General features: G+C 37.0%; 15 protein-coding genes and 1 pseudogene. 6 read left to right on the plus strand and 10 right to left on the minus strand.

What is annotated here, in order from left to right; translation table 11 throughout:
- Nucleotides 1-18: 18 nt before the first annotated feature.
- Nucleotides 19-1,554 (plus strand): ribonuclease Y, encoded by a 1,536-nt coding sequence (gene rny / locus B045_RS0108555; RefSeq protein WP_018463856.1) that lies wholly within the window; start codon nucleotides 19-21, stop codon nucleotides 1,552-1,554.
- Between the two features lie 138 nt (nucleotides 1,555-1,692).
- A complete protein-coding gene (locus B045_RS0108560; RefSeq protein WP_018463857.1) occupies nucleotides 1,693-2,697 on the plus strand; it encodes a hypothetical protein in 1,005 nt (334 codons plus the stop codon).
- Nucleotides 2,698-2,813: 116 nt separating this feature from the next.
- On the opposite strand, the gene B045_RS0108565 is transcribed toward B045_RS0108560, so the two are convergent.
- The 5 genes from B045_RS0108565 to B045_RS0108585 all read right to left on the minus strand — a co-directional run bounded on the left by B045_RS0108565 (nucleotide 2,814) and on the right by B045_RS0108585 (nucleotide 10,666).
- The gene (locus B045_RS0108565) at nucleotides 2,814-3,968 is read right to left on the minus strand and encodes a Rid family hydrolase (protein ID WP_018463858.1); all 1,155 of its coding nucleotides are present in this window, start codon (nucleotides 3,966-3,968) and stop codon (nucleotides 2,814-2,816) included.
- Nucleotides 3,969-4,001: 33 nt separating this feature from the next.
- Nucleotides 4,002-6,251: a cytochrome c biogenesis protein CcsA gene (ccsA, locus tag B045_RS0108570; RefSeq protein ID WP_018463859.1), complete on the minus strand. Its 2,250-nt coding sequence runs from the start codon at nucleotides 6,249-6,251 to the stop codon at nucleotides 4,002-4,004.
- Nucleotides 6,252-6,307: 56 nt separating this feature from the next.
- Complete coding sequence (locus tag B045_RS0108575) at nucleotides 6,308-8,017, minus strand: di-heme oxidoredictase family protein (RefSeq protein ID WP_018463860.1); 1,710 nt, start codon at nucleotides 8,015-8,017, stop codon at nucleotides 6,308-6,310.
- Between the two features lie 82 nt (nucleotides 8,018-8,099).
- Nucleotides 8,100-9,308, minus strand: coding sequence for an imelysin family protein (locus B045_RS0108580; RefSeq protein WP_025883386.1), 1,209 nt, complete (start codon nucleotides 9,306-9,308; stop codon nucleotides 8,100-8,102).
- A gap of 41 nt (nucleotides 9,309-9,349) precedes the next feature.
- The gene (locus B045_RS0108585; RefSeq protein WP_018463862.1) at nucleotides 9,350-10,666 is read right to left on the minus strand and encodes a hypothetical protein; all 1,317 of its coding nucleotides are present in this window, start codon (nucleotides 10,664-10,666) and stop codon (nucleotides 9,350-9,352) included.
- A 714-nt stretch (nucleotides 10,667-11,380) separates the two neighbouring features.
- On the opposite strand from B045_RS0108585, the gene B045_RS0108590 reads away from it, so the two are divergent.
- The gene (locus tag B045_RS0108590) at nucleotides 11,381-13,039 is read left to right on the plus strand and encodes a DUF4153 domain-containing protein (RefSeq protein ID WP_018463863.1); all 1,659 of its coding nucleotides are present in this window, start codon (nucleotides 11,381-11,383) and stop codon (nucleotides 13,037-13,039) included.
- Between the two features lie 79 nt (nucleotides 13,040-13,118).
- Nucleotides 13,119-14,075, plus strand: coding sequence for a LuxR C-terminal-related transcriptional regulator (locus B045_RS0108595; RefSeq protein WP_018463864.1), 957 nt, complete (start codon nucleotides 13,119-13,121; stop codon nucleotides 14,073-14,075).
- 1 nt (nucleotide 14,076) lies between these two features.
- On the opposite strand, the gene B045_RS0108600 is transcribed toward B045_RS0108595, so the two are convergent.
- The 5 genes and pseudogenes from B045_RS0108600 to B045_RS0108620 all read right to left on the minus strand — a co-directional run bounded on the left by B045_RS0108600 (nucleotide 14,077) and on the right by B045_RS0108620 (nucleotide 21,385).
- The gene (locus B045_RS0108600) at nucleotides 14,077-14,697 is read right to left on the minus strand and encodes a response regulator transcription factor (RefSeq protein WP_018463865.1); all 621 of its coding nucleotides are present in this window, start codon (nucleotides 14,695-14,697) and stop codon (nucleotides 14,077-14,079) included.
- A gap of 20 nt (nucleotides 14,698-14,717) precedes the next feature.
- Nucleotides 14,718-15,983 carry a cardiolipin synthase gene (cls, locus tag B045_RS0108605; protein WP_018463866.1) on the minus strand — a complete coding sequence of 422 codons (1,266 nt, stop codon included), beginning with the start codon at nucleotides 15,981-15,983 and terminating at the stop codon, nucleotides 14,718-14,720.
- A gap of 16 nt (nucleotides 15,984-15,999) precedes the next feature.
- Entirely contained in the window at nucleotides 16,000-16,980 is a 981-nt protein-coding gene (locus tag B045_RS0108610; RefSeq protein ID WP_018463867.1) for a KpsF/GutQ family sugar-phosphate isomerase, read from the minus strand.
- 4 nt (nucleotides 16,981-16,984) lie between these two features.
- Nucleotides 16,985-17,743 (minus strand): annotated as a pseudogene (gene kdsA / locus B045_RS0108615) (3-deoxy-8-phosphooctulonate synthase); the annotation flags it as partial.
- A 1,287-nt stretch (nucleotides 17,744-19,030) separates the two neighbouring features.
- Nucleotides 19,031-21,385 (minus strand): mechanosensitive ion channel family protein, encoded by a 2,355-nt coding sequence (locus B045_RS0108620; RefSeq protein ID WP_018463869.1) that lies wholly within the window; start codon nucleotides 21,383-21,385, stop codon nucleotides 19,031-19,033.
- A 145-nt stretch (nucleotides 21,386-21,530) separates the two neighbouring features.
- On the opposite strand from B045_RS0108620, the gene B045_RS0108625 reads away from it, so the two are divergent.
- A complete protein-coding gene (locus B045_RS0108625; RefSeq protein ID WP_018463870.1) occupies nucleotides 21,531-22,376 on the plus strand; it encodes a hypothetical protein in 846 nt (281 codons plus the stop codon).
- A 182-nt stretch (nucleotides 22,377-22,558) separates the two neighbouring features.
- Nucleotides 22,559-25,171 (plus strand): DNA gyrase subunit A, encoded by a 2,613-nt coding sequence (gyrA, locus tag B045_RS0108630; RefSeq protein WP_018463871.1) that lies wholly within the window; start codon nucleotides 22,559-22,561, stop codon nucleotides 25,169-25,171.
- The last annotated feature ends 8 nt before the right edge of the window (nucleotides 25,172-25,179 follow it).

The raw sequence follows: 25,179 nt of genomic DNA on the forward strand, positions 1-25,179 counted from the left end.
TATTAATTACATAAAACTATGATAGAATCAATAATAATTGCATTAGTCGCACTCTTTATAGGAGGTGCTGTTGGCTATGCTTTTTTCCGTTATGTTGTAAAGGGAAAATATAAAGAAATGGTTGATGCTGCCGCTAAGGAAGCTGAAGTTCTAAAGGAAAAGAAGCTCTTGGAAGTAAAAGAGAAATTTCTTAATAAGAAGAGTGAACTGGAAAAAGAAGTTCAGCAGCGCAATATGAAAATCCAACAGAGTGAAAATCGCTTGAAACAGCGTGAAATTTCACTTAATCAGCGTCAGGAAGAAATTGGAAGAAGAAAGTCTGAAGTAGAACTGGGACAGCAGAGAATTGACAATGAAAAGAAATTGTTGTCTGTTAAGCAACAGGAACTTGAAAAGATGCAGAAGCAGGAACAGGCTAAGTTAGAGGAACTTTCTGGACTTAGTGCTGATGAAGCTAAAAGCAGACTTGTTGAGAGTCTTAAAGACCAAGCAAAACTTGATGCAGCAAGTTATATTAATGAGATTATTGACGATGCTAAGCTAAATGCTAACCAGCAAGCTAAGAAAGTTGTAATCCAGACTATACAGAGAGTTGCTACTGAGGCTGCAATCGAAAACTCTGTAAGTGTTTTCCATATAGAAAACGATGAGGTAAAGGGTCGCATTATTGGTCGTGAGGGTAGAAATATTCGTGCTCTTGAAGCTGCAACAGGTGTAGAAATCGTTGTTGATGACACTCCTGAGGCAATTGTAATAAGTGCATTCGATCCTATTCGTCGTGAGATATGTCGTCTTGCTCTTCATCAACTTGTTGCTGATGGTCGTATTCATCCAGCACGTATTGAGGAGGTTGTTGCTAAAGTTAAGAAGCAACTTGAAAATGAAGTTATCGAAACTGGTAAGCGTACTGCTATAGACCTTGGTATTCATGGTTTGCATCCAGAACTTATCCGTATTATCGGTAAGATGAAATATCGTTCAAGCTATGGACAGAACTTGTTGCAGCATGCTCGTGAGACTGCCAATCTTTGTGCTGTAATGGCAAGTGAGCTAGGACTTAATCCAAAGAAAGCTAAACGTGCAGGATTACTTCATGATATTGGTAAGGTGCCAGATGAGGAGAGTGAATTGCCACACGCATTGTATGGCGCTAAGATAGCTGAGAAATATAAGGAGAAACCAGATATTTGTAATGCTATTGGAGCTCACCATGATGAAGAGGAAATGACAACATTGCTTGCTCCTATTGTTCAGGTTTGTGATGCTATTTCTGGTGCTCGTCCTGGTGCTCGTCGTGAAATCGTAGAGGCTTACATCAAGCGTCTTAATGATTTGGAGGCTATTGCAATGAGTTATCCTGGAGTTACTAAGACTTACGCTATTCAGGCTGGTCGTGAACTTCGTGTCATTGTTGGCGCAGATAAGATGAATGATGACGAAAGTCTTAAGTTGAGTGATGAAATCGCAACTAAGATTCAGAATGAAATGACTTACCCAGGACAAGTTAAGATTACTGTTATTCGTGAGACACGTTCTGTAGCATACGCTAAATAAAAGAAAACTATATTTATAATATACAAATCCTCCCTCATTATTGTGGGAGGATTTTTTTTGTTTAAATCACAATTTTTAGGTATTGCAAATCACTTGATTTTGTAGTTAACTTTGCAGCTGTAAAGAATTTAATAATTTATGGCACATGTAAGGTTAGTATTGTTTGTATTTTTTTTGTATTGTGATAATAAGGTTTTTGCTCAAAATGATTCATTGCATCCTGTTGTTTTTACTGGTGTAGCAAATATGGAAGTTCGTTTTGGTCCAAATTGTATGGGTAATGAACAGGCATCCTTGAGTTGCCCACATATCATAATAGGTGGTAGGTTAAGTCTTTTAAATGGATGGTCTTTTACATCTGAATTTGAGTATGAACATTTGTATGATAATCATGCATGGAGTCATAATTTAAATAACGAATTTTGCACTAATGCGCTATATGTTATTAAAAGTTTTACAGATGCCTTAAATGTAAAGGCTGGTATAGTTGACATTCCTGTAGGTATGACAAATAGTAGAGGACCTGCACTTACGATAGATGATCCAGAGAGTGAAGCAGATATGCTTCCAATGGTGTGGCATGAATCAGGTATATCTTTATTTGGTGAGTATAAAAGGTTGGCATATTCTGTAACAGCGACTTCTTATCTTAATAAATTTGAGGTGCTGGGATTAGCCGCTCGAGCAGATTATCGTGTTGCTGAATCTTTAAGATTGGGCTTTAGTGGGTATACCGGAAAGAGGTGTCATGGAATGATAGGTAGAGAAACCTCAAAACAATATTCATGTGCATCATTGAATTATCTTTCACTTGATATGAATTATTCTGTTAATGGTTTTTTATTAGACGGTTCAATGATATATTGCAGCGAAGGTAACGGTAACTCTTTTGGGTGTGAATGTGGATATGACCTCATGTTTAATAGTGATGATTCTAAATTCCGTTCTCAAATAATTTCTTTCTTACGTTATGACTATGTATGTAGTAAGCTTTTGAATAACACAAAAAAATATACGATAGGAATGAATATAGTTCCGATTCCAAATCTAATATTCAAGGCAGAGTATGGTATCCGTGATTATGATTGTTTAGAAACTAGTACTCAATTTGCTTTAAGTCTAGGGTATACCGTCAGCTTCTGATGAAAGTTTATTTATCTCATTAAACCAGAAAATTCACGAAGTGATATCTATTGATAACATCATTTCATGAATTCTTTTTTAATATTTTGTTTATGTGTTTAGTTTAAAAACACATTTTAAAATGTCTTGAATTGTTTGTTTACAAAATCTTTAACGCCAATACATTCCATTTCGATTAACCAACCAGGTCTGCATACAGATGCATGGACAATTATGCATGGAATGTTTTTAAATTTATGGTTGAACATCTTTTTAACTGTTGCGAAATCTGCGATATCACGTAAATATGCAATCATTACACCTATATCTGTAAAGCCCATATCAGCTTCTTGTAATAAGGCTTCTACATTTTCAAGCATGCGTAGAGTCTGTTGTTGTATATTTCCTACATGTAGTATATTACCTTTGTTATCAATGCTTGCTGTTCCAGAGATATAAATATGTCGTCTGTCTCCATAGTCAATATATGTACCTCGTTCAAAGCTTACACCATATTCGCTTGTGGGGTTCATATGATTTGGTGCATAAACGTATTTCATTTGACCTTGCTTTAATCCGTTTATAGAATATGCGTCCATTTGGACTAATATTTTATGATTTGATTGCCGTCCACCAATCCCTGTACTTGATATGTAATGCGAATGGGGTGTCAGATTTTGAGTCATGAAAATGTCATTACGAGCTTTTACTACTCCATTATAATTATTATCAATATCATTTATAAAGAACCAAGTCCTTACGCAATTATCAGCAAGAGTACATCCTGTTTCAATAAGTTTCATTACGTAATTTTGAAGTATAATGCGTGTTTGATATTCTGAATTGAATTCTAGTTTGTTGTAATTCCCTAACCAGAGATGTGTATACGTATTGTGTTCAACTCTATATAATCCATTTTGTAAAACACGCGTCTTAACTCCTGTTATCATATAAGTCCAGAGTGCTACTTTGCTTCCATCAATAGGTGGTTGCTGAATTACAGAAATAGCACAGTCACTAGTTTCCATGTTGAATACATCGTTTTCTTGATTTGCGGAATCACTGAGAAAGTATCTCTTAAAAACGGCAACTGCATTGCCTGAAATATTAATTCTAACTTCATTGTATGTGTTAATCAATGTTTCAAGTTGTTGTTTGAAATTTAGTTCAGTATTTGTTACATGAACCATAATATGATATTCTCTAGCTTCCGTGTTGTTTGCAAAGCAGAATACTTCTGCATACGCATCTTTTAGTTTTACTGTTTCTTTGAATGATTTTTCTTGTAGCATATTGTTGTTGTTTATTTATTAATAAAGTTACGTTTAGGCATAAGAGTGCATACCTCCTAAAAAATAGTTTACTCCGAAATACGTCATGAGTATCATTGCAAATGCAACCGTAGTGTATATATGATAAGATAATGGACTATTGAATACAGGTAATGATTTTTTGTGTAATACAATTGCATAAAACATAAATGTAATCAAAGCCCATACTTCTTTTGGATCCCAACTCCAATATTGTCCCCACGAAATATTAGCCCAAATTGCACCCACGAAGATTCCTATTCCCAATGTAGACATTGCAGGATATAATAATATTTTTGATAGTAAGTATAATGATGATAGTTGATTATCAATTATAGTCTTTTCATCATGCTTTATTCTATGTGTAACATATAATATCAACGCTGTCAACCCGCATATAAATGTAAGTGACAGAAGAGCGAATGACATCATAATTATTGATACGTGGATGCTTAATAATGGTGATGACAATACAGGCATGATGGGAGTAATCTGAGGATCCATTTGTCCTATATGTGATACAAGAAGAAAGAAGCCAGACATAAGGAATCCGAAAGTTATAAGAATTTTAAATCTATGATAAAAAATTAGTGAGAACAGCATAACAAACCAAGCCAATAATAGCATCGTTTCGTATCCATTTGCCATAGGTATATTTTTACTAATTATCCATCTTAATATTTCACAATATGTTAATGCTATAAACGATAAAAGCATTATTATAATAGATGTGTAAGATATTATTTTATTAGTTGTATGTCTGTTGTTTTTTATACTTGTCAATCTGTATATATAATAGAATAGAGTTATAAATCCCATTGTAATATTGATCATAAATAGGATATTGGCAAATGGAATTCTATTATAAGTAAGTTCCGCTATAACCTGTGTTACTGAGGGTAATGTATTTCCTCCGTTTTGTTCTTGATATATCCTTATTTTAGCAATCAACGAGTTGAATTGATTATAGTCTCCTGAATGTGCAGACTGATTTAATAATGTGAATATATTTTTGACAAACATAGACTTGTCTGTATCCATACTCTTCGGAACTTGCGCTTTAGGACTATACCATATAATATTATTCCCTTTGCCGTAAGGGAATATTTTAAATGGTTCTCCATGTCGTAACGACATTATCAGTTGCACCTTATCATCAATTTCAACTACAGCTTTATGCAGTTTGTCATGATTACCTTGATAGTATTCCTGAACAGCCGGTCCGAGTATGTAACCACCTAAATTCTTATTGAAAAGTTGATTGATTGAAATGTATTTTGGTAATCCAAAATACTTTCTAAGCGTATTGTCTTTTATTTTAATAATTGGTTCATTCTTCCATTCATCATTCCAAAATATAAATCCTGTCAAGACTTGCTCTGCTGAATAGTCATTATACGATGAGCTTCCATAAAGTTTTTCAGTAAAATCTATTGCAAATGTCTGAATCGGACATATCCTATTGTTGTACATAATGTCTAGTTTGCCAAATTTATTAGCAGTGATATCAGGTAGCGTTGATGTGGCTTGTGTAACAGAAGAAAATCCGCCTAGAAACACAATGCACAACATGCCTTTTTTAAGCAAAGGAGATTTAAGCAGTTTTCGATAAGAACCATTTGGATCTATTAGTAGCCATATTAACGAAAAGAAAAGTAATGCATAGCCTGTATATGAAATAGCTATTCCGTAAGGATCAGAGTTTATAGTGAGATACGTTCCGTTTCCATCATCGTCGTATGAAGTTTGGTATAACCTTACGAAATTATATGTAAAAATGTTGTTAATAGAAATATATCCATCTTTACTTTGTTTGTCATTCGTAATAGTGATATACGAAATATAATCTTTGGGTGCTGATGTGCCATTATTATATATAATATTAAAATTGTTTAGACGTATGTTGAATGGCAGAGTTTTTATTTCTTTGCCATTGTTCACTATATATTGATTTGTCGTTATCCCCTTTCTTATATGGACAAGCCCTTTAATTGCAAACAAATGTGTGATGAGTGCACCTGTCAATATCACGATAAATGAAGTATGTAGTAGCAATAGTGTTACAGAATGCATGCGCATCTTTATTATATATGTTATTGTGCCTATGGCTAATGCAGCCCAAAGCACACAAAACCACCATGAACCGTAAATATGTGTTGAGACAAATTGTGTACCTTTTGAATATTCAATGAATGTAGCTAGAGCCATGACGATGATGATAGTAACATATAATGTAGTGATAGATCTTTTAATTTTTTGCCTCATTTTGTTTGTATTTAAGCCCGCCAATATATATTGACGGGCCTTATAGTTAATTTTGATTATATTGCATTTATGAAACTCACAACGGCATCTCTGTCATCTTTGGGTAGATTATAGAATTTTTGTGAAGCTCTGTATGCATCACTGTTCTTACTGTATCCATGCCACATAATCGCTTCAACTACGTTCCTGGCTCTACAATCGTGCAGCCTGTCATGAGCACCAGTTTCCTGATAGCTAAGTCCTCTTCCCCATAAAGGAGTTGTTCGACACCAGCCAGAGCGTATGTCATTTTCCATGTGTAATCTGTGTTGAACCATGTCTGTATATGGCCATATCTTCTGATGTGCATATCTTGGTAACGGTCCTTGATTCCTAACAATGTAGTCTTTCCAATATTCGTCATTACCAGTAGTCCATGATGGACGGTGGCAAGCAGTGCATCCCATAGAATAAAATAGAGTTTTGCCTCTTTTTACTTTATCTGTATTCAGACCACGTGCTTTTGGTACAGCTAGTCCTCTATGCCATACCATAAAGTCATAATAGTCTTGGTCACTCATTTCCTCGCCTTTACTATCGTTGTTAACAAAGTATTTTTCGTAGGTCTGTGAGTCAGATTTAGAGTTTAGTCCTAGTAATAGGTTTACTAGATAACTCACGCTATCCTTGCTTCCGTCTGCATAATACGGATGTAGAAGAGATGTTTTTGTAGCACCTTTATCTTGAATATACTTTATGACATTTGGATTTTCAGACATTGCTTTTGCCCATGCTTTTGTTGTGTATAGATAATGTCTGTCACTGCGTGTCACGTTTGTTATATTCCACATGGCATTAGCTCCAGGTCCATCCTGTAATGATCCACGTGTCAAAGCATACGTGAACTTTTTAATACGTTTGTCTCCATCCGCAAGTGTATACCATGCATTAGAAGCCCACGTCTTTGATGCAGCGTCCCACATTGTTGGATTTAATGTAACGTAAGGTGATTCGTGAGCATACTGCATTTGCAGCGAATCATCAGGAATTGCATCTAGAAGTGCTGTTCCATAAATGCCTATAGTTGATTCGAGACGAACTTCATAGTTGTCTGGCTTAGGATCAGTGTTAAATGCAGATTGAGGAATAGTCACATCTGGATATATGAGATCATAACTTTCACCGTCTGGAAATTTATTATTGTGTTCGTCGGTAGCTTTCTTCCATTTTATACTAATCTGACTTTCGTCGATAGGAGCGAGGAATGGGTCCATCGCTTTTGTCTGAGGCATACCTGTAACCTCCGAAATATAACTGTTTGCTGCATACGCATTACCGTTAATATCTGTTCCTGCTGTAAGATGATACACAACAAGTAGATATCCATTTCCCATATCATTAGCTTGATAACGTTCCATTCGTTTACCATGACCGTATGATGGATGACAATACATGCAGCTGGATCTTACCCATGCTGGTCCTAAGCCACGACGTGGCTGCGTGTTCAGTGTAAAGTCGTTCTCGAAAAATGTTTCTCCCTTTTTAAACGTTTGATACATTCCGTTGTTTTCTACATACGGAGACGGATTGGAATAACATCCCTCTTCATTTGATGTTGTTCCAAGTTCTCCGCCTGGATTCCATTCTGCAGCCGTAAACACATTGTTTGCTGAATCTACACCTGCGTTTGGATTGACAATATCAGCAGTGTCATTGTCAGTGCATGAGAATATAGCTACTGTTGACAGTCCTAAGAATAAAGTTTTGCTGATTTTTGATAATTTCATAATGTGGGTATTTAATAGTTTAAAGGAGAATGCCATATTAAATGGCAAACTCCTTTTCTAAATATAAAATAATTATGATGGGTTATTTATTTGTTTTCTGTACAAACTGGTCTGCCGCACTTAATGCATCGCTAAGTTCCTGACATGCAGAAATAGCTTTAGCACATTGTGCATTCTTATAATTATTTACGAATGGTGCAGGGATTGCTTTTATTTGTGCCAATGCATTCGTTATGGCTGTTTCAACACGCTTACCAGTTTCTGCGTCATATTTAGCAAAATAATCATGGAATGATTTTCCGTTGCTGCGATTATTTGCAGTTCCACCATACCAAATGTTTTCAATACTGTGTATGTTGTTTTGGAAATCAATAAGTGAATGTTGACTATATGGTGATTCAATGTAGCTAACGTCAGCACCAGAGTATGGGTTGTTAATCTTCGTGTTACCCACTTCATCTGCAATTCCTGCTGCTCCATGATCACCGCTAAGAATAGCACTTACTGCTGCTTTGACAGATGTATATGTACTACCTGTGTTTCCTGCATTCTGTAGGTCATATCCGTATGACTTTTCAAGGTCAGTTGTGTATGCCTTTCCAAGATTGTCTAGTTTGTCGAAATGACTTTTTGATGCGTTTTCGTTCCAAGAGCATTCCAATTGATAAACACTGTTGCGTAAGTCTTCTGACACAGCAGTTGCAAATTCAATCTCTCGGCTACCACTTACTGTGGTGAAATCCATTCCGTCTTGATTGTATGTATCTTTACTGTTTAGCTCTTGTGCATTTCTGCTTTTTCCGTCACGGAATAATATAAACTCGATTCCATGAAAGCCGATAAGACTTTGATCGTAATTGCTTGCAGTTGCAATGCTGTTATTACTTGTTAGCAACTTTTGTAAAGAAGCAAGGTCCAGCGGCCATGAGTCAATATGTGGATCAATGCTGAAGTGTGAAGCTGCACCAAGTAAGAAAGCCTCGCTGCGTTCATAATTGCTTCGTGCATTTAGAAATATCTTGCATGCGGCATCTACTTGTGTCTGAGTAATGTTGCCTGTTTTCATTGCAGCCAGTGCCTCGTAAAGTTGAGAACAACTATCAGCAAGAGCCTTGTATGTAGGATTAATTGTGTTGTTCACGTCTGCGGCTATAGCTTGTTGCAGCAGTTGGTCTCCTTCACTTAATGTGGTAGATGATGTTTTGTTATCATCATCAGAACAAGATGACATTCCGAGTGTAAATACAGAACTTAGTAGTAATGCTATTGAATAGCTTGCTAATTTTTTCATTTTCTTTGTTTTAAATTATTATAATTGATTATATATATTCTTTATAGGAAGAAACCTTCGTATGCTATTCCGATAGAAATAGAAGGTTCGTCGTTATATCCGCTTTTCAGGAATCTTTTTGAGTACTCTGCTTTTAAAGCAATTTGTGGAATAGGGTAGTAGTTGACTCCAAAGGCCATACGATTCTTTTTTGTATATGGATAAGCAGGTTCTTCTGATGTAGGTATATATGAGTTGTAATATTCATAATGTCCGAATACATAGAATTTTTGTTTATCTTGTCTTAGTTTTTGAATCTGTGAAAACACATCCCATCCAGCCTCAATGCCAGTAGCGATTGCAGCTTTGCCTACATAATCTCGATTGAATGGAGATGTTTTGGTCTGTCTTCCGGTAAGCAGTCTCACGTCGTTAGCATCGCCCAGATGTCCGTAGTCAAAGTTTCCTCTCACAATCCAGTTGTGGGCATTGTATGTAAAATCAAATGTACCTATTGTCACCGCTCCTTTTAGGTTTCTTGAACTAGCCTCTTTACTTGCTTCGCGACCTAGCGAGTTATCAATGCTATGACCGTAATATCCGCTTACGCCAAGTCTTAATCCTGGTATAGAATAGTTGTCAATTCTTAGTGCTACGGCATATTTGTTAGAAGGTTCAAACTCAAATGCTGTTGTTCCACCTTTCTGTATCCAGTTGTCACGACTGAAACTCAAAGCATTTAATCCAGCTAGTAACTGTACTTCATATCTGAATTTGCCTAACATCCCCCAAACGCTAGCTCCTGTCTGATGCCATGTGCATGGAAATATCGTAGCTTCGCCTTCCGGTCTGTATACCGTAAAGAAGTTTAGTGGTTCGTGATGTGCATTTGTAAGTCCTATTGGCACAACGATGTGACCGAAACGAAGATTCATTGCGCGAGAAAACGACTTCTGAATCCAAAACTGTTCTAGTTCCACTTCTCCACCTTTTTCTACTTCCTGTTCCCATTCTCCGCTTTCTTCATATTCCTTTTCAAATGAGCTTCCTGTTCCACCGTGTTCAAATTCAATTTCAGAGCCTATTGTCCAGCCTTTACCAAAGTCATAACTTAGATATATTACTGCATGTGGAATGTCAAATTTTCCATGACTCGGATCATTCTTGTAGGCGCTTGCCTTTGAATATCTATACACATTGTCACTAAAGAATTCGCGACTGTATGCCACTTCTCCGTATCCACCAACACTTAGTTTTTGCTTGTTGGCATGATTCATTACACTGTCTGATGCTGATACCTGTGCGCTTGAAGTACTTGGAACAGATAAACCTATTCCTGCTAATACGCATGCTGTAAATACATGTTTTAAATTATTCATTTATCTTTTTCTTAGTTATTATTTATTCTATCTTAAATCCCAGATTGCTGCTTAGAATTGATAAACAACATAATCTGGGATACGCAATGGAAAAGTGTCTTTCAATTTGCTGTCTCGTCTTAAGGTTAGTCTTTTTTCATGTAAGGATCTTTTATATAATCTAACCTTAAAAATCGGGAGTGACAATCTTCGTCACCTTTCCATTTCGTTTTCGTCTGCAAAGTTATGGCGAATGTTAAAGCAATGCAATACTCAAAAATCGGTAAATTGGCAATCAACATATCTAGGTATAGCCTGTAGAATAGGCATTCTTGCATGCCTAAAATTCAAATTCATTACATTTAGGTATTGTGGTTATAAACGAATAATTATAACTTTGCAGCAGATAAATTATATATTCATTTTATGATTCAATCAAATATCATGATGCATATAATTATATGATGTAGGATATGTATAATAGAATATTAGTAAACATACAAATTAAATTTCTTTAGAGTAAATGAATAGATGAAAATTAATAATGTTTTTGTACTGTATAAGGCTGCCAGTGATGGTAGCCCTATATGATTTATGATTCTTTGATTTTGATGGATAGTGTTAAAAGTTAGTATAAATAACGGATAATGTCATTATTTTTAATATCTTTGTACTTATAATAGGCATCATTGTTTATTTGAATTTACGTTAAGATTAATTTAATACCTTTGAAAAATGAAAAAACTTACACTTGAACAAATATCAGACAGCTTTATTCTTAGTTGTAAACGTTTCCCAATTTGCATATTTTTCCTGTTATGGTTGGCGGTTAGCTTAGTCTATTTTGGTTCTGGTGATTATAGTGATGCTAAGTTTTTCAATATATTCTATTCTGCATCGACTGCACTTTTGACCTGTGCTCTTCGTCTTTGGGAGGAAGAAGTTGAGGATTTGAAGCGATGCCGAGTTATTCAGGGAGCAATACATGTATGTTGGTTGGCGGTAGCTGTTTATATTAGTTTTTATTGTGATATTAATCAGACTGTTTTGAATAGTGTATTTGCATTATCATTTACTATTGCTATCGCATTTTTTATCGTTCCATTCTTCAAGGATAACGATGATATATCTTTATGGAAATTTACTTTCCATACATTCTTGATATCTATTTTGTCATTTGCTGTGGCTCAAATTCTTATGGGTGGCGTATTGCTGCTTCTAGAATCTTTCCGGCAATTGTTTGGTTTAGTTTTATGGAACGATGCTGCCTATGATGTTGCAGTTGTATGTAACGGTTTTATAGCACCATTTTTATTTCTTCAGCTTATTCCCAAGCATGATAAGATGCATAATGATTCAGTGAAAGGACTTCCTAAATTTATGTATGGTATCATCCATTATCTATTTATTCCTCTTACGGTGGTCTATCTTATCACACTCTATGCTTATGCCGTAAAGATTCTTCTTCTGTGGGAATTGCCAGAGGGGTGGGTCTCATGGCTAGTAACTGTTTTGATGACTTTGATGACAATCATTATTATTGCCGTTTATCCGTCTCAGTTTGTTGAGGGCCATGATGTAGATAAGAAGATTGTTAAATGGCTTCCTATGTTTGTATTGCCATTATTATTATTGATGTCAATTGGTATATTACGTAGAATTAGTGATTATGGTATAACAGTAAATAGACTCTATATATCCTTATTCAATCTGTGGTGTTATGGCGTATGTATCTGGTTAATTGTCAGTAAGGCTAGAAGAATCGTATGGATTCCAATCTCGTTCACAGTATTGCTTTTACTTTCTTCTGTTGGCCCACAAAACTTTTCAAGTTTAGCATTTTCTTATTTGAAATCTGATGTAATAAAGAGTTTGAAGATGACAAAAGTTGCAAAACTTCCAATGGATTTTGCTACATATAAAAAGTGGATAAAACAGAAAGATGCCTCAATGGGTGATATCATCAACAATCTTTATTATCTTAAATCTCAGTTTGGTAACAAGGTCTTGACTGATATTGCAGATTCTCTTACTCTTGAGAGAATTAATTCTTTCGGCGAAGATAAACGTATTCTTGATATAGAAATTAATAATGTAGGCGAAGAAAATGCTATAATGATTCCTTGTGGTTATAAGCATATAATACCTGCTTATCGTTATAATGAACATAAGGTTAAGGTAGATGGAGATAAAATCAGTTTTATTGTTGAGTACGTAGCTAATGGTCAAAAATTGAAGTTACCGATAGATATTTCTATCAAAAAATTGAAGAGTATAGAGAATTCAAAATATATTGTACCTGTCAAGTGTAGCAATGCTGTGTTATATTTTTCAGTGTTTTCATTCTATGAAAACTCTAAAACATTATATTTTTATGGTACAATCTTCTATTGATAATACCTAGAAATGATTATTGTGATTATGATTAATTTTATGTAATTTTGCAAACGATAATAAATAATATACAGAAGAAATGAAAAATCAGAAAATGTATGAGGCTGACGATCAGATGATTTCCCTTATAAGAGATAATTACAATATATTGCAGAGTTTGGGAGGTTTCGGTCTAAGTTTAGGATTTGGCGACAAGACTGTGAGACAAGTCTGTGAAGAACAAAAGGTAGACTGTTATACATTTTTGGCTGTTGTGAATTTTACTATCAATGGTTATACTGATGTAGATAATGAGGAACGTCTTTCATTACCTACACTATTGCATTATCTTAAAGCTAGCCATGACTATTATCTGGGTTTCCAGTTACCTTTTATACGCAAGGAGTTAGAGGATGCCCTTGATAAGACTGATAATTTGGCTATGCTGATACTTAAACTTTATGATGAGTATGCACGTGAAATACGCATGCACATGCGTTATGAAGAGAAAACAGTATTTCCTTATGTAGAATCATTGATTGAAAATCAGTCTTCTGTTAGTTATGATATTGACACATACTCAAAGCATCATAGTCAGATTGATAAAAAATTAAAGGAACTAAAGAATATTATTATCAAGTATCTGCCAAGTGATGAGTTGCATAACAATCAGCTCACAGCTACATTATATGATATATATAATAATGAGGACTGGTTGATGCAGCATTCAAAAGTGGAAGACCACATTTTTATACCAGCCATAAGACGACTGGAGCATAAGACAAGACAGAATGATGTCTCTGTGAAGATATCAAACATGATCAATAAAAATTCAGAAAGTAATGAAACGATTAGTGATAGAGAGAAAGATGTTATAATAAGTCTTGTTCAGGGAATGAGCAACAAAGAGATTGCCGATCACCTGTGTATTTCTATTAATACCGTTATCACGCATCGTAGAAATATTGCCAGAAAGTTACAGATCCATAGTGCTGCCGGACTAACTATTTATGCAATCGTAAATAATTTAGTTGATATCTCTGCGGTAAAACTATAATTTAAATATTGTTGATGTCAACATATCCGTGCATTACTGCATAAATAGTTAGTGCACTTACGCTCTTCAGTCCCAATTTATCCATGATATTCTTGCGGTGACTGATTACTGTTGTAAGACCAATATTCAGTTGGTCTGCTATTTCCTTATTAATTAATCCTTGCACGATTAGTGATAACACTTCAATTTCTCTGTCGCTAAGAATCTTTGTCTTTACAGGCTGTATCGTTTTAGGAAGATTTTTTCCTCCTGCATGACCGTGTTGTTCAAGTTGTAGCAGTGATTTTACAAGTTGTTCTTCTGGCACATTTATGCATAAGCTCTTGAAGTAGCTCATCTGTGTACTTGGATCGTTAGATGTAGTAAGTACGATCGTCTTGTGCTTGCGTTCCAAGAAGGCTGTTCTGTTTTCCAAAACAATCTTGATTGCAACGAAATAATGGAAGAAACTATCCATGTCATCCATTTGTAGTGCTTCGTAAGAGTTGAAAGTATCAATCTCTATTGAAGGCATCACATTCTGCAACATCGTTTTCAGTCCAATAACAGCCAATGTGTTATTGTCTACGATGGCGATTTTAGGTTTAAACCCCATTGTGGTATTATGTAATGTTTCGTTCATATTTCAATTATAAAGTAGAATTATAGGAATGGAGCAAGTAGATGTCCGAACCAGCCTCTGAACTTTTGCCATGGATCTCTCCATTTATCCCATCTAGCCTGAGTAAGTCTGAAACAGTTTGCTTTCTCTGTGTCAAACATATTGTCAAGTTCTTGTGTTGTGCATTTGTCAATTATCACAGCGTTGTCTTCATAGTCCCAGCTAAGGCTTCGCGCATTCAGGTTTGCACTTCCCACAGTGCACACTCTTCCGTCAACCATAATGATTTTTGTATGGTGGAATCCTGGTTTATACATCCATATATTGCAGCCTGCTTTCATCAACTTGTGTGCATTATAGAATCCGCAGTCTGGGGTCAGAGGAATATCGTTTCTTATGCTTAGCATTATATCCACTTTCACACCGCGCTTTACAGCATTTTTGAGTGCCTTCTTTATTTCGTGGTTTAGTGTAAAATATGGATTTATAATTTTTATGCTGTCTTGAGCATCGTTTATCGCAGCGAGATAAAACTGTCTGATAATCTTGTTCGAAGTATGTGGCTCTCTGTTCACAATACCTATCATCTTGTTTCCTGCCGATTCACATAAGTCAGGTTTCAGCCCTTTTATGTAATCTGCGTTGGTTACGCCTCGATAATATTGTTGTCCATGAACGTTCTGACCACTCACTTTATTCCACATCTTTAGGAATATAGCTTGAAGCGTGTTAACCTCGTCGCCTTCTATGCGACAGTGCATATCGTGCCATTCGCCTACATCCTCAGTTCCGGTTATGTAATAGTCGGCAACGTTCATACCGCCTGTATATGCAATTTTTCCATCAATGACAACAATCTTTCTGTGGTCACGAGAAAACACATGATTTATCCACGGAAATGTAATCGGGTCGAATTTATATATTTCAATTCCCTTTGCACGTATCTTTTCAAGATACTTGTTTTTAAGCGGGCGGTTGTTGGATGAGTTTCCAAAGGCATCAAACAAAGCCCTTACCTCGACACCCTGTCGCGCTTTCTCTTCTAGAATTTTGAACAGAAGTCCTGCAATAGAGTCGTTGCGGAAATTGAAATATTCAAGATGAACGCTTTTATGAGCCTGTCGTATAGCTTTGAATAAGTCGTCAAATTTTTCTTGTCCTGTTTTTAGAAGCGTTATCGAGTTGTTGTGTGAAAACTTTATTCCACAGTTGCGCAAATCTCTTACGATAAGAGAGTCGGAAGTTTGAGCACTACAGAAAGAGCAGCACAATATTAGAAATGAAAATATTAACTTTCTCAATGACATGTAAACGTTCTTTCTGTTAAATCATGCAAGCATAATGATCGACTACGCCAAGCAGATGCTCGTCTTCATCAACAACTAGTACTGTATGTATTTTGTGTTGGTGCATAATTCGTTGGACCTCACTAATCTTTGTTGTCGGTAATACCAGTTTTGGTGTGCGTGTCATGATGTCGCTCACTGTATGGTCGAAGAATTTTGCTTGCCATTTTTCCATAGCTCGGCGAATGTCTCCGTCGGTAATCAGTCCGATCACCTTATTGTCGTCTTCAACTGAAACTCCAAGTCCAAGTTGTCCCTTACTTACTCTGATGATAGCTTCTCCAAGGTGCATGTCCTGAGGTACTATAGGAAGATCGTCTACACGCATTACATCTGATGCTGTTGTAAGAAGACGTTTTCCAAGTTCTCCTCCAGGGTGGAACTGCGCAAAGTCCTGTGGTTTAAAGTCTCTTACCTGCATTAGAGCGATTGCTAGCGCGTCACCCATTGCTAGTGCGGCAGTAGTGCTGCTTGTAGGAGCTAGATTCAGCGGACATGCTTCTTTCTCCACCTTCACCTGTATATGTGCGTTGCTGTATTTTGCCAATAGTGAATTTGGATTACATGTCATAGATATAATCGGAATATTCATGTGTAGTACCATTGGGATGAAGCGAAGTAATTCGTCAGTCTGTCCAGAATTACTTAGTGCCAATACAACGTCGCTGGAAGTCATCACCCCTAAATCACCATGATATACATCCAAAGGGCTGATGAAGAATGCTGGTGTACCTGTTGAAGCCAATGTCGCAGCAATCTTCGCGCCAATATTTCCACTTTTTCCTACCCCGGTAACGATAATCTTTCCGTTGCAGTTATACATCATGTCTACAGCCTTCGTGAAGTTGTCGTCTATCTGCGGTATCAAGTCTGTGATAGCCTGTGATTCATCGCTTAATGCCTGAATGCCCCAATCACAAACGTGTTTCAGTCTTTCTTCAATATGTATGTCGTTCATTTTGTTACAATAGTTTTTCGATAAGTCCTTCTAATTTGTCAAGTTCCAACATGTTTGGTCCGTCACTAAGTCCTTCTTCAGGATTTGGATGAACTTCCAGAAAGTATCCTGTTGCTCCAAATGCTTTTGCAGCTAATGCCATAGACGGAACAAAACGACGGTCACCGCCAGTAGAACCGTTACCTGCTCCAGGACGCTGTACGCTATGCGTGCAATCCATGATTACGTTTGGAGTGATTTCCTTCATGTCTGGAATATTGCGGAAGTCAACTACAAGATTGTTGTAACCAAAACTGTTACCTCTTTCCGTAAGCCATACTTCCTTAGCACCGCTTTCCACCGCTTTCTCTACAGGATATTTCATGTCTGCACCACTAAGGAACTGTGCTTTTTTAATATTCACAATCTTTCCTGTTTTGGCAGCAGCTACAAGCAAGTCAGTCTGTCGACATAAAAATGCTGGAATCTGTATCACGTCGCATACTTCTCCGGCAGCTTCAGCCTGATAGCTTTCGTGTATATCAGTGAGTATTCTCAGTCCGTATTTCTCTTTTATGTCAGAAAGCATTTGTAATCCGCGTTCCAATCCAGGACCACGGAATGAATTTAGTGATGTGCGGTTAGCTTTGTCGAAAGACGACTTGAATATGATATCCACACCTAGTTTCTTGTTTATTCTTACCAGTTCGCGAGCTACTGTGTCAAGCAGTTCCGATGACTCTATAACGCAGGGGCCTGCAATAAATATTGGTTGCATACTTCTAGATTTTCTTAGATTGCAAAGTTACTAAAAATCTCTGAAATAGGCAAAGAAATAATACCAAAATGATGCTAATTGGCTAATTAATAAGCGATAACGATTGCATAGGTTACCAATAATAACACATGAGCGAATTAGGTTCGCCACATAAATCAATAGATTGGGCTATGATTGAACATGTTTTGATGTGTATGTTTTTGGAAAAACGAGTGAAGAGTTGATAAAATGCAAAAAAGGCGATTCTATACTTTTCAAACATGTTTATGCTTTAAAAAAAATCTATATAAGTAATGTGCGCTCGCTCGCACGCATAGACTTTTTCGTTTTTTCTAGCGTCTAAATGTTGACTTCTTGATAACCAGATTATTAGATGCTGTTTTTAGCGATCTATAGTGACGTTTAAGTGTCGTTAAAACTGGCGTTTCTACGATGAAATGCAAAAACTATGTTGCGTTGTAGCTAGTTTTATTAAATAAGACGCTTTTTCGACTCTATAATAATATAGAAATACAAGTTAACTTTCTGATATTCAGAGAATTGTCACTATGACGCTTGCTTTTTTGAAAAACCTATGTAGAAAGTGGTAAATCAGCTAGCATGTAGATCTAATAATTTGTAGCAAAACTATTCTCAATTTGCCCTTTGCGTTTTACGAAGAAATGCAATGCGTTTTACGAAGGAATAGGGGGCATTTTACGAAGGAATGCATTGCGTTTTACGATGTTTTGCATTGCATTGCTTCGTAAAACGCAAAAAATACGAAGTAAAAACGTAGCTCACCGTAGCTGAATATTGTTGGGTGAGTCTGTGATGTTTTGTCTATCAATGAATTAATATGCGACGTAGCTAGAAATAATAAATTAGCTAGAAGAGGCAACTATATTTTGACTGCATGGGCTTTAATCCTTAGTTGGTGGGGTGACTTCAAAAATTCGCTTTTAATTTTATGATTAGTGGGTCTTGTTTTTACTGTTATTATCATTTTTCGGTGTTGTGTATGGCGTAAAAAATCATAACAAAACCTGCTGCAATGTTGCGCGGGAAACATCAATTTTTGAAAAGTAATTATGCAAGAAAGTTCGAACTTTTTTGAAAAATGTTGGAACATTTTTGAAAAAAAGTTGCAAAAATAAACGTGTAACTCCCTGATTATCAATATCCCCACTATATATAATATACTAGATAGATATATAGATATATATATTCATAGAAACTAATGCTGCTACTGTAATAAAGAAAACAGCAGCAGCATTAGTTTTTCTAACGAAGATGAAATAAAACTTCTTTACATTATGATTTTGCGATATCTTCTGAATGCTTAATTGATATTTCGCGTTGCGGATATGGAATCTCAATATTGTATTTGTTCAGTGTGTCATAGATGCATTCAAGAATACATCCGTCGGCATTGTTTTGAGATAGCACAGGAACCCATACAAGAATCTTCAGATTTATGGCACTATCGCCAAAATCCTTTAATGTGATATTCACGTCCCGCTCTTTGTTGATGCAGTCTAGTTTTGAAATCTCGTCATGAAGCAACTGTTTCACTTTGTGGATATCTGTTCCGTAAGCCACACCAACTTCGAGGCAGTCAAGTTCGAAACCATGATTCTTAGTCATGTTCTTGTAGTTCTTTGTGAAGAGCTGACTATTTTGGAATGCAATCACCGAACCGTCATTTGCTTCAACGATGGTTGAAGTGTAACTTATCGAACTAACTTTGCCACGAGTTCCGTCACAGATGATATAATCGCCAATCTTTACACGTCCTGCCATCAAAGAAATACCGTAGTAAATGTTTTCTAGAATATCCTTCATTGCAAAACCAATACCAGTGGATAGACCTCCCGAAACAACAACCAGCCAAGTGCTGTCAATATGGAAAATCGCGAGTGCGCTTATCAACCATATACCCCACACAATAACTTGTACAAGATTCTTTGCCATCACGTTTCTACTGGCAGCGGTGCTGTAGTCGGCTTTCTCGAAATGTAGTTTCAGAAAAGCCTTAAAACATCTGTTGCCGTAAGAGAAAAGGTAAAATAATACGATTACCTGAGCGATAGAGAATATGCTAGCTGAGAACCATTTAGTTTCGATGTAGTTTTTTTTGAATATCATCCATGTGGTATCACTGAGGTTGAACACATCGGCAGCCCAGTATATAGCGATGATAAACGAATAGACGCTTAGCATGGGTAGAATCACCTGATAAATCAAGTCAAACATCCATGTCTTCTTGATATCCATGTTTTTATATCCTTTTCTGATGGCAATGCCTTTAAGCCATCCACGCAGACATGTTATTGTGAGGATACAAGTGAGCTGCATCACCCACCAGATCAGCAGTTGTACGCTGAGTAGAGTATAGCCATTCCATGCAGATAGCAAAGAAACGATGAACACAACCAGAGAAGCGTATGTGTAGGCTACATCACTTTTAGGAATGTTATTGTTGTGTCGTCTTATTACCCAAAATTGCCATATTGTGCAGACAAGTAGGATAGGCGAGAAGATGATATTTACTAAATCATTTGGAATCAATATGATACGGAATGCGATCACTACGAACCCTATAAATATCAACGGCGAGTATATTCTGAATCCGCTTGCAATCTGTTTGCCATCAAGTCGTAGAAGGAGTGAAATCAGAATCACACCTAACAGCCATGTGTATTCCACAAACAGTCCACTAGCCATGATTATGAAGTTTTGGTCGGAGAAGATAAGACTTGTAAGTCCTAGTATCACCGCTAGTGACACCACCGAAGAAGCCATAATAATGCATGTGCGCTTAGACATAAACGATTCTGTGCGAAATCTCTTAGGCATAAGAAATCTTATAGCCAGAACATTGATAAAGCTGGCAATGAAACTGTAGAAACAGATTATAGCAAACAGTCCGAAAATCAGTCGTGAGTCCCATTGTGATGGCACTTTAGTCTTAATGAAATATTTTGTTTCAATAGATTCCCGAGTTTCTCTAACATTCATCCGCAACTTTGATATAATCTTGAAATAGTTATCACCTGCATTGCTGAAAATGTTGTTTTGTATTTCAGAATAACGCTTATTGGCATAGTCGTTAAGATGTTTCAGTTGACTTTCTGTAGACTGATAATAGCCAATGTAGTCACTAAACTGATTGCTGTTATCATTGAGAGTATGCCTGATGTTGATTGCCAATGTGAGGCAGACATTCTTGTCGATTAACGCCTTTTTGCTGAGTGATGCAACGTGCATGCTGCTCAAAGTGTTAATGAGGCTGTCGTAGCGTGCTATTTCCGAGTTGGTTTTTGTGATATAGTTTTTAAACGGCAGTACGTTTTTCTTGTAGTCGTGATATTGTTCAGTTGCTTCATGGCAAGCGTATGCTAGGTCGAACACGTATTCAGGACGTTGCGAATAAAGCATCAGTGAGTTTTGACTGCTCTTGTTCATAATGCCAAACAGTTTGTCTACTACTTGAGTTTGCTGCTCTTTCATGAATCCCGATTGACGTTCGAGTTCTGTTCGATAGTTTGTGAGTTCGGAACGTAGAATAGACAGCGTGTTGTCAAGATTTTGTTCTTTGAGAACAGCTCTTGCCGGAGATAGTATCGTGGCAATGAGTAGAATTATTAGTAAGACTCTCTTGTTCATTATTTGCTTTGTTGTGAAAATATGAATGCAAAAATAATAAAAAGGCAATAATAAAGGCTTGAAAAGGCAATATTTTTTAAATAATTATCTTTAATCTCGTTTTTTATCACTACTTTTGTAGTTAAATAATTGATAATCCAAAACGATGTTGATAATAGCAGATAGCGGTAGTACCAAAACCGATTGGTTTGTTGTGAAAAACAACGAGATAACAAGAACATTCAAGTCGCAAGGCATAAATCCATTTCATCAGAAAGTTAATGAAATTAAGTATACACTCAAAGAAGAAGTGCTGTGCATGATGAGTGAAGAATTCTTGTCGTCTGACTTGAATATTGCATTTTACGGTAGCGGTTGTACCGTTGAGAAGATTCCTGTAATGCGAAATATTCTTGCAGAAGTATTCTCTTTGCCATTGCAAAACATTGAGGTTGCTGGTGATTTACTTGGTGCTGCGCGTGCGGTTTGTGGACACGAAAGTGGTATTGCGTGCATATTGGGCACAGGTGCAAATAGCTGTCTGTATGACGGACAAGAAATAACAGCCAACACACCACCGTTAGGTTACATACTTGGCGACGAAGGCAGTGGGGCTGTGCTTGGCAAAAGATTCATGAACGGAATATTCAAAGGATGGATTCCTGAACGTATAAAGGACATGTATCTTAAAGAGACAAATCAAACATATAGCAACATCATCAGCAAAGTGTATACTGAACCATTGGCAAATCGCTATCTGGCAACAGTGTCTAAGTTTGTTGGTGAGCATATTGATGAGGAACCTTTACGAAAACTTGTGAGGGATAATTTCTCTGATTTTATGAAATACAACATATTGCCTTACAGTGAGGTGCGCAAGATTGGTTTTATAGGCAGTGTTGCAGATGTATTTTCAGATATTCTCAAAGAAGTGTGTCAAGAATACGGATTTGAGGTGAGCAGAATTAGTCAAAGCCCTATTACTGGTTTGCTGGATTATTATAGAAAATAATACGTAAAATGAACGTTTTTTGCCTCTAACGCATTGTTATGTCGAAAAAATGTTGTAATTTAGCACCCTTGAAAAAGTATTAAAAATCGCTTAGAATGAAAATAAACGGCATTCTGATTGATTTTTACTTTTAGGTTTAAAGCTGATAAATAGAAAAATAAAATAATAACAAATAAATTTCAATGGACGAAAATCTGACAATTGATAACGACAGAATATTGAAAATCAATATCGAGGAAGAAATGAAATCCTCGTATATTGACTATTCTATGTCTGTTATTGTGGCTCGTGCACTACCGGATGTGCGTGATGGTTTTAAACCAGTTCATCGCCGTATCCTTTATGGTATGCAGGGACTTGGTAATACCAGTGACAAACCTTTCAAGAAATGTGCCCGTGTAGTTGGTGAAGTTCTTGGTAAGTATCACCCACATGGAGATGGATCTGTATATGGAGCACTTGTGCGTATGGGACAGGATTGGAACATGCGTTATAAACTTGTAGACGGTCAGGGAAACTTTGGTTCTGTAGACGGTGATTCTCCTGCAGCCATGCGTTATACAGAGTGTCGCCTTAGCAAAATGGGTGAGCGCGTCATGGACGACTTGGAAAAGGAAACTGTAGACATGACCAATAACTTTGACGATACGCTTGTAGAGCCTTCTGTTATGCCAACAAAGATTCCTAACTTGTTGGTAAACGGTGGTAATGGTATCGCTGTAGGTATGGCTACAAATATTCCTACTCATAATCTTTGTGAAGTAATCGACGGTTGTTGCGCATATATTGATAATCCAGAAATCGACTTGGACGGCTTGATGCAATACATCAAGGCTCCGGACTTCCCAACAGGTGCTTATATTTATGGCATACAGGGCGTACGTCAGGCTTATGAGACTGGTCGTGGCCGCATTATAATGCGTTCAAAAGCTGAAATAGAGAGTGGTGAAAGCCATGACAAGATTGTTGTTACTGAAATTCCTTATGGCGTAAACAAGCAGATGCTTATTGAGTATATTGCTGAGTTGGTTAAGGAAGGTAAAATTGATGGTATCAGCAATGCTAACGATGAGTCTGGCCGTCAGGGTATGCGTATCGTAATTGATGTAAAGAAAGATGCAAATGCCAATGTAATTCTGAATAAACTTTTCAAGATGACGGCATTGCAGAGTTCATTCTCTGTAAACTGTATCGCTCTTGTTAAGGGACGTCCACGTTTGCTTAGTTTACGCGAATGCGTTATGTATTTCGTAGAGCATCGTCACGACGTAACTATACGCAGAACAAAGTATGATTTGAGAAAGGCTCAGGAACGTGCCCACATCCTTGAAGGACTTATCATTGCATGTGATAATATTGATGAAGTTGTTCATCTTATCCGTGCAAGCAAGACTCCTGCTGAGGCTCAGAAGAACTTGGAACAGCGTTTCAACCTTGATGAATTGCAGAGTAGAGCTATCGTTGATATGCGATTAAGTCAACTCACAGGTCTCCGTATGGATCAGTTGCATGCTGAATATGAAGAACTAGAGCGTCAGATTGCTTATTATCAGCAGATCCTTGACGATCCAGAACTTTGCAAGAAGGTTATGAAAGATGAACTTAACGAGGTTAAGGATAAGTATGGCGATGAGCGCCGTACAGAGATTAAATACTCTAGCGAGGAATTCAATCCAGAAGACTTCTATCCAAATGATCCTGTTGTTATTACTGTCAGCCACATGGGTTACATCAAGCGTACACCGCTTAGTGAGTTCCGTGAGCAGGCACGTGGTGGAGTAGGTTCTAAGGGTGCACGTCATCGTGATCAGGACTTCACTGAATTTATCTATCCTGCTACAATGCACCAGACAATGTTGTTCTTCACAAAGAAGGGACGTTGCTATTGGTTGAAGTGTTATGAAATTCCTGAGGGCGACCGCAATAGTAAGGGACGCGCTATACAGAATATGCTCAATATTGAAAGTGACGACACACTGAACGCAATACTCCGTCTTCGTGGTCTTAACGATGATGAGTTTAATAATAGTCACTACGTTATCTTCGCAACTAAGAATGGTACTGTTAAGAAGACAAGTCTTGAGGCTTACAGCCGCCCACGCGCAAATGGTGTCATTGCCATAAATATCGCAGAGGGTGATGAGGTTGTAGATGTACGCCTTACTAACGGTAATAACGAGTTGATTATCGCAAATCGTAACGGTCGTGCCGTTCGCTTCAATGAGAATGCAATACGTACAATGGGGCGTACAGCTACTGGTGTAAGAGGTATGCGTCTTGACGCAGAAAATGATGATGTTATAGGTATGATTACCGTAAACGACGCTGAAAATGAAACTGTCATGGTAGTAAGTGAACAGGGTTATGGCAAGCGCAGTTTTGTTGAAGACTATCGTATCACTAATCGTGGTGGTAAGGGTGTTAAGACAATGTCTATAACCGATAAGACAGGTCGCTTGGTAAGCATAAAGAATGTTACCGACGATAATGATCTTATGATTATCAACAAGAGCGGAATCGTTATTCGTCTAGCAGTTGCAGATGTCCGAATCATGGGACGTGCTACTCAGGGCGTTCGCCTTATCAATCTAGCAAAGAAAAATGATGTAATTGCTAGCGTATGCAAGGTGATGAGTTCTGAGTTGGAAGTTACTATTGAGGAAGAAAGCCGTGCTCAATGGGCTAACAAAACTGAAGAGATAAAGAAGGATACGCTGTCTGAAGCTTCTGATGAAGATGAAGTTGAAGAGCAGGCTCCTTTGGTAGACTTCGACGACGAAGAAACACAAGAATAACAAACCTT

Origin of the sequence: Segatella paludivivens DSM 17968 = JCM 13650 (genome assembly GCF_000373185.1) — a bacterium.
In the GTDB taxonomy this organism is placed as follows: Bacteria; Bacteroidota; Bacteroidia; order Bacteroidales; family Bacteroidaceae; genus Prevotella; species Prevotella paludivivens.

Bases quoted from the DNA above. Each gene is read 5' to 3' on its own strand.
- rny (WP_018463856.1), top strand. From the start codon at position 19: ATGATAGAATCAATAATAATTGCATTAGTCGCACTCTTTATAGGAGGT.
- B045_RS0108560 (WP_018463857.1), top strand. From the start codon at position 1,693: ATGGCACATGTAAGGTTAGTATTGTTTGTATTTTTTTTGTATTGTGAT.
- B045_RS0108565 (WP_018463858.1), bottom strand. From the start codon at position 3,968: ATGCTACAAGAAAAATCATTCAAAGAAACAGTAAAACTAAAAGATGCG.
- ccsA (WP_018463859.1), bottom strand. From the start codon at position 6,251: ATGAGGCAAAAAATTAAAAGATCTATCACTACATTATATGTTACTATC.
- B045_RS0108575 (WP_018463860.1), bottom strand. From the start codon at position 8,017: ATGAAATTATCAAAAATCAGCAAAACTTTATTCTTAGGACTGTCAACA.
- B045_RS0108580 (WP_025883386.1), bottom strand. From the start codon at position 9,308: ATGAAAAAATTAGCAAGCTATTCAATAGCATTACTACTAAGTTCTGTA.
- B045_RS0108585 (WP_018463862.1), bottom strand. From the start codon at position 10,666: ATGAATAATTTAAAACATGTATTTACAGCATGCGTATTAGCAGGAATA.
- B045_RS0108590 (WP_018463863.1), top strand. From the start codon at position 11,381: ATGAAAAAACTTACACTTGAACAAATATCAGACAGCTTTATTCTTAGT.
- B045_RS0108595 (WP_018463864.1), top strand. From the start codon at position 13,119: ATGAAAAATCAGAAAATGTATGAGGCTGACGATCAGATGATTTCCCTT.
- B045_RS0108600 (WP_018463865.1), bottom strand. From the start codon at position 14,697: ATGAACGAAACATTACATAATACCACAATGGGGTTTAAACCTAAAATC.
- cls (WP_018463866.1), bottom strand. From the start codon at position 15,983: ATGTCATTGAGAAAGTTAATATTTTCATTTCTAATATTGTGCTGCTCT.
- B045_RS0108610 (WP_018463867.1), bottom strand. From the start codon at position 16,980: ATGAACGACATACATATTGAAGAAAGACTGAAACACGTTTGTGATTGG.
- B045_RS0108620 (WP_018463869.1), bottom strand. From the start codon at position 21,385: ATGAACAAGAGAGTCTTACTAATAATTCTACTCATTGCCACGATACTA.
- B045_RS0108625 (WP_018463870.1), top strand. From the start codon at position 21,531: ATGTTGATAATAGCAGATAGCGGTAGTACCAAAACCGATTGGTTTGTT.
- gyrA (WP_018463871.1), top strand. From the start codon at position 22,559: ATGGACGAAAATCTGACAATTGATAACGACAGAATATTGAAAATCAAT.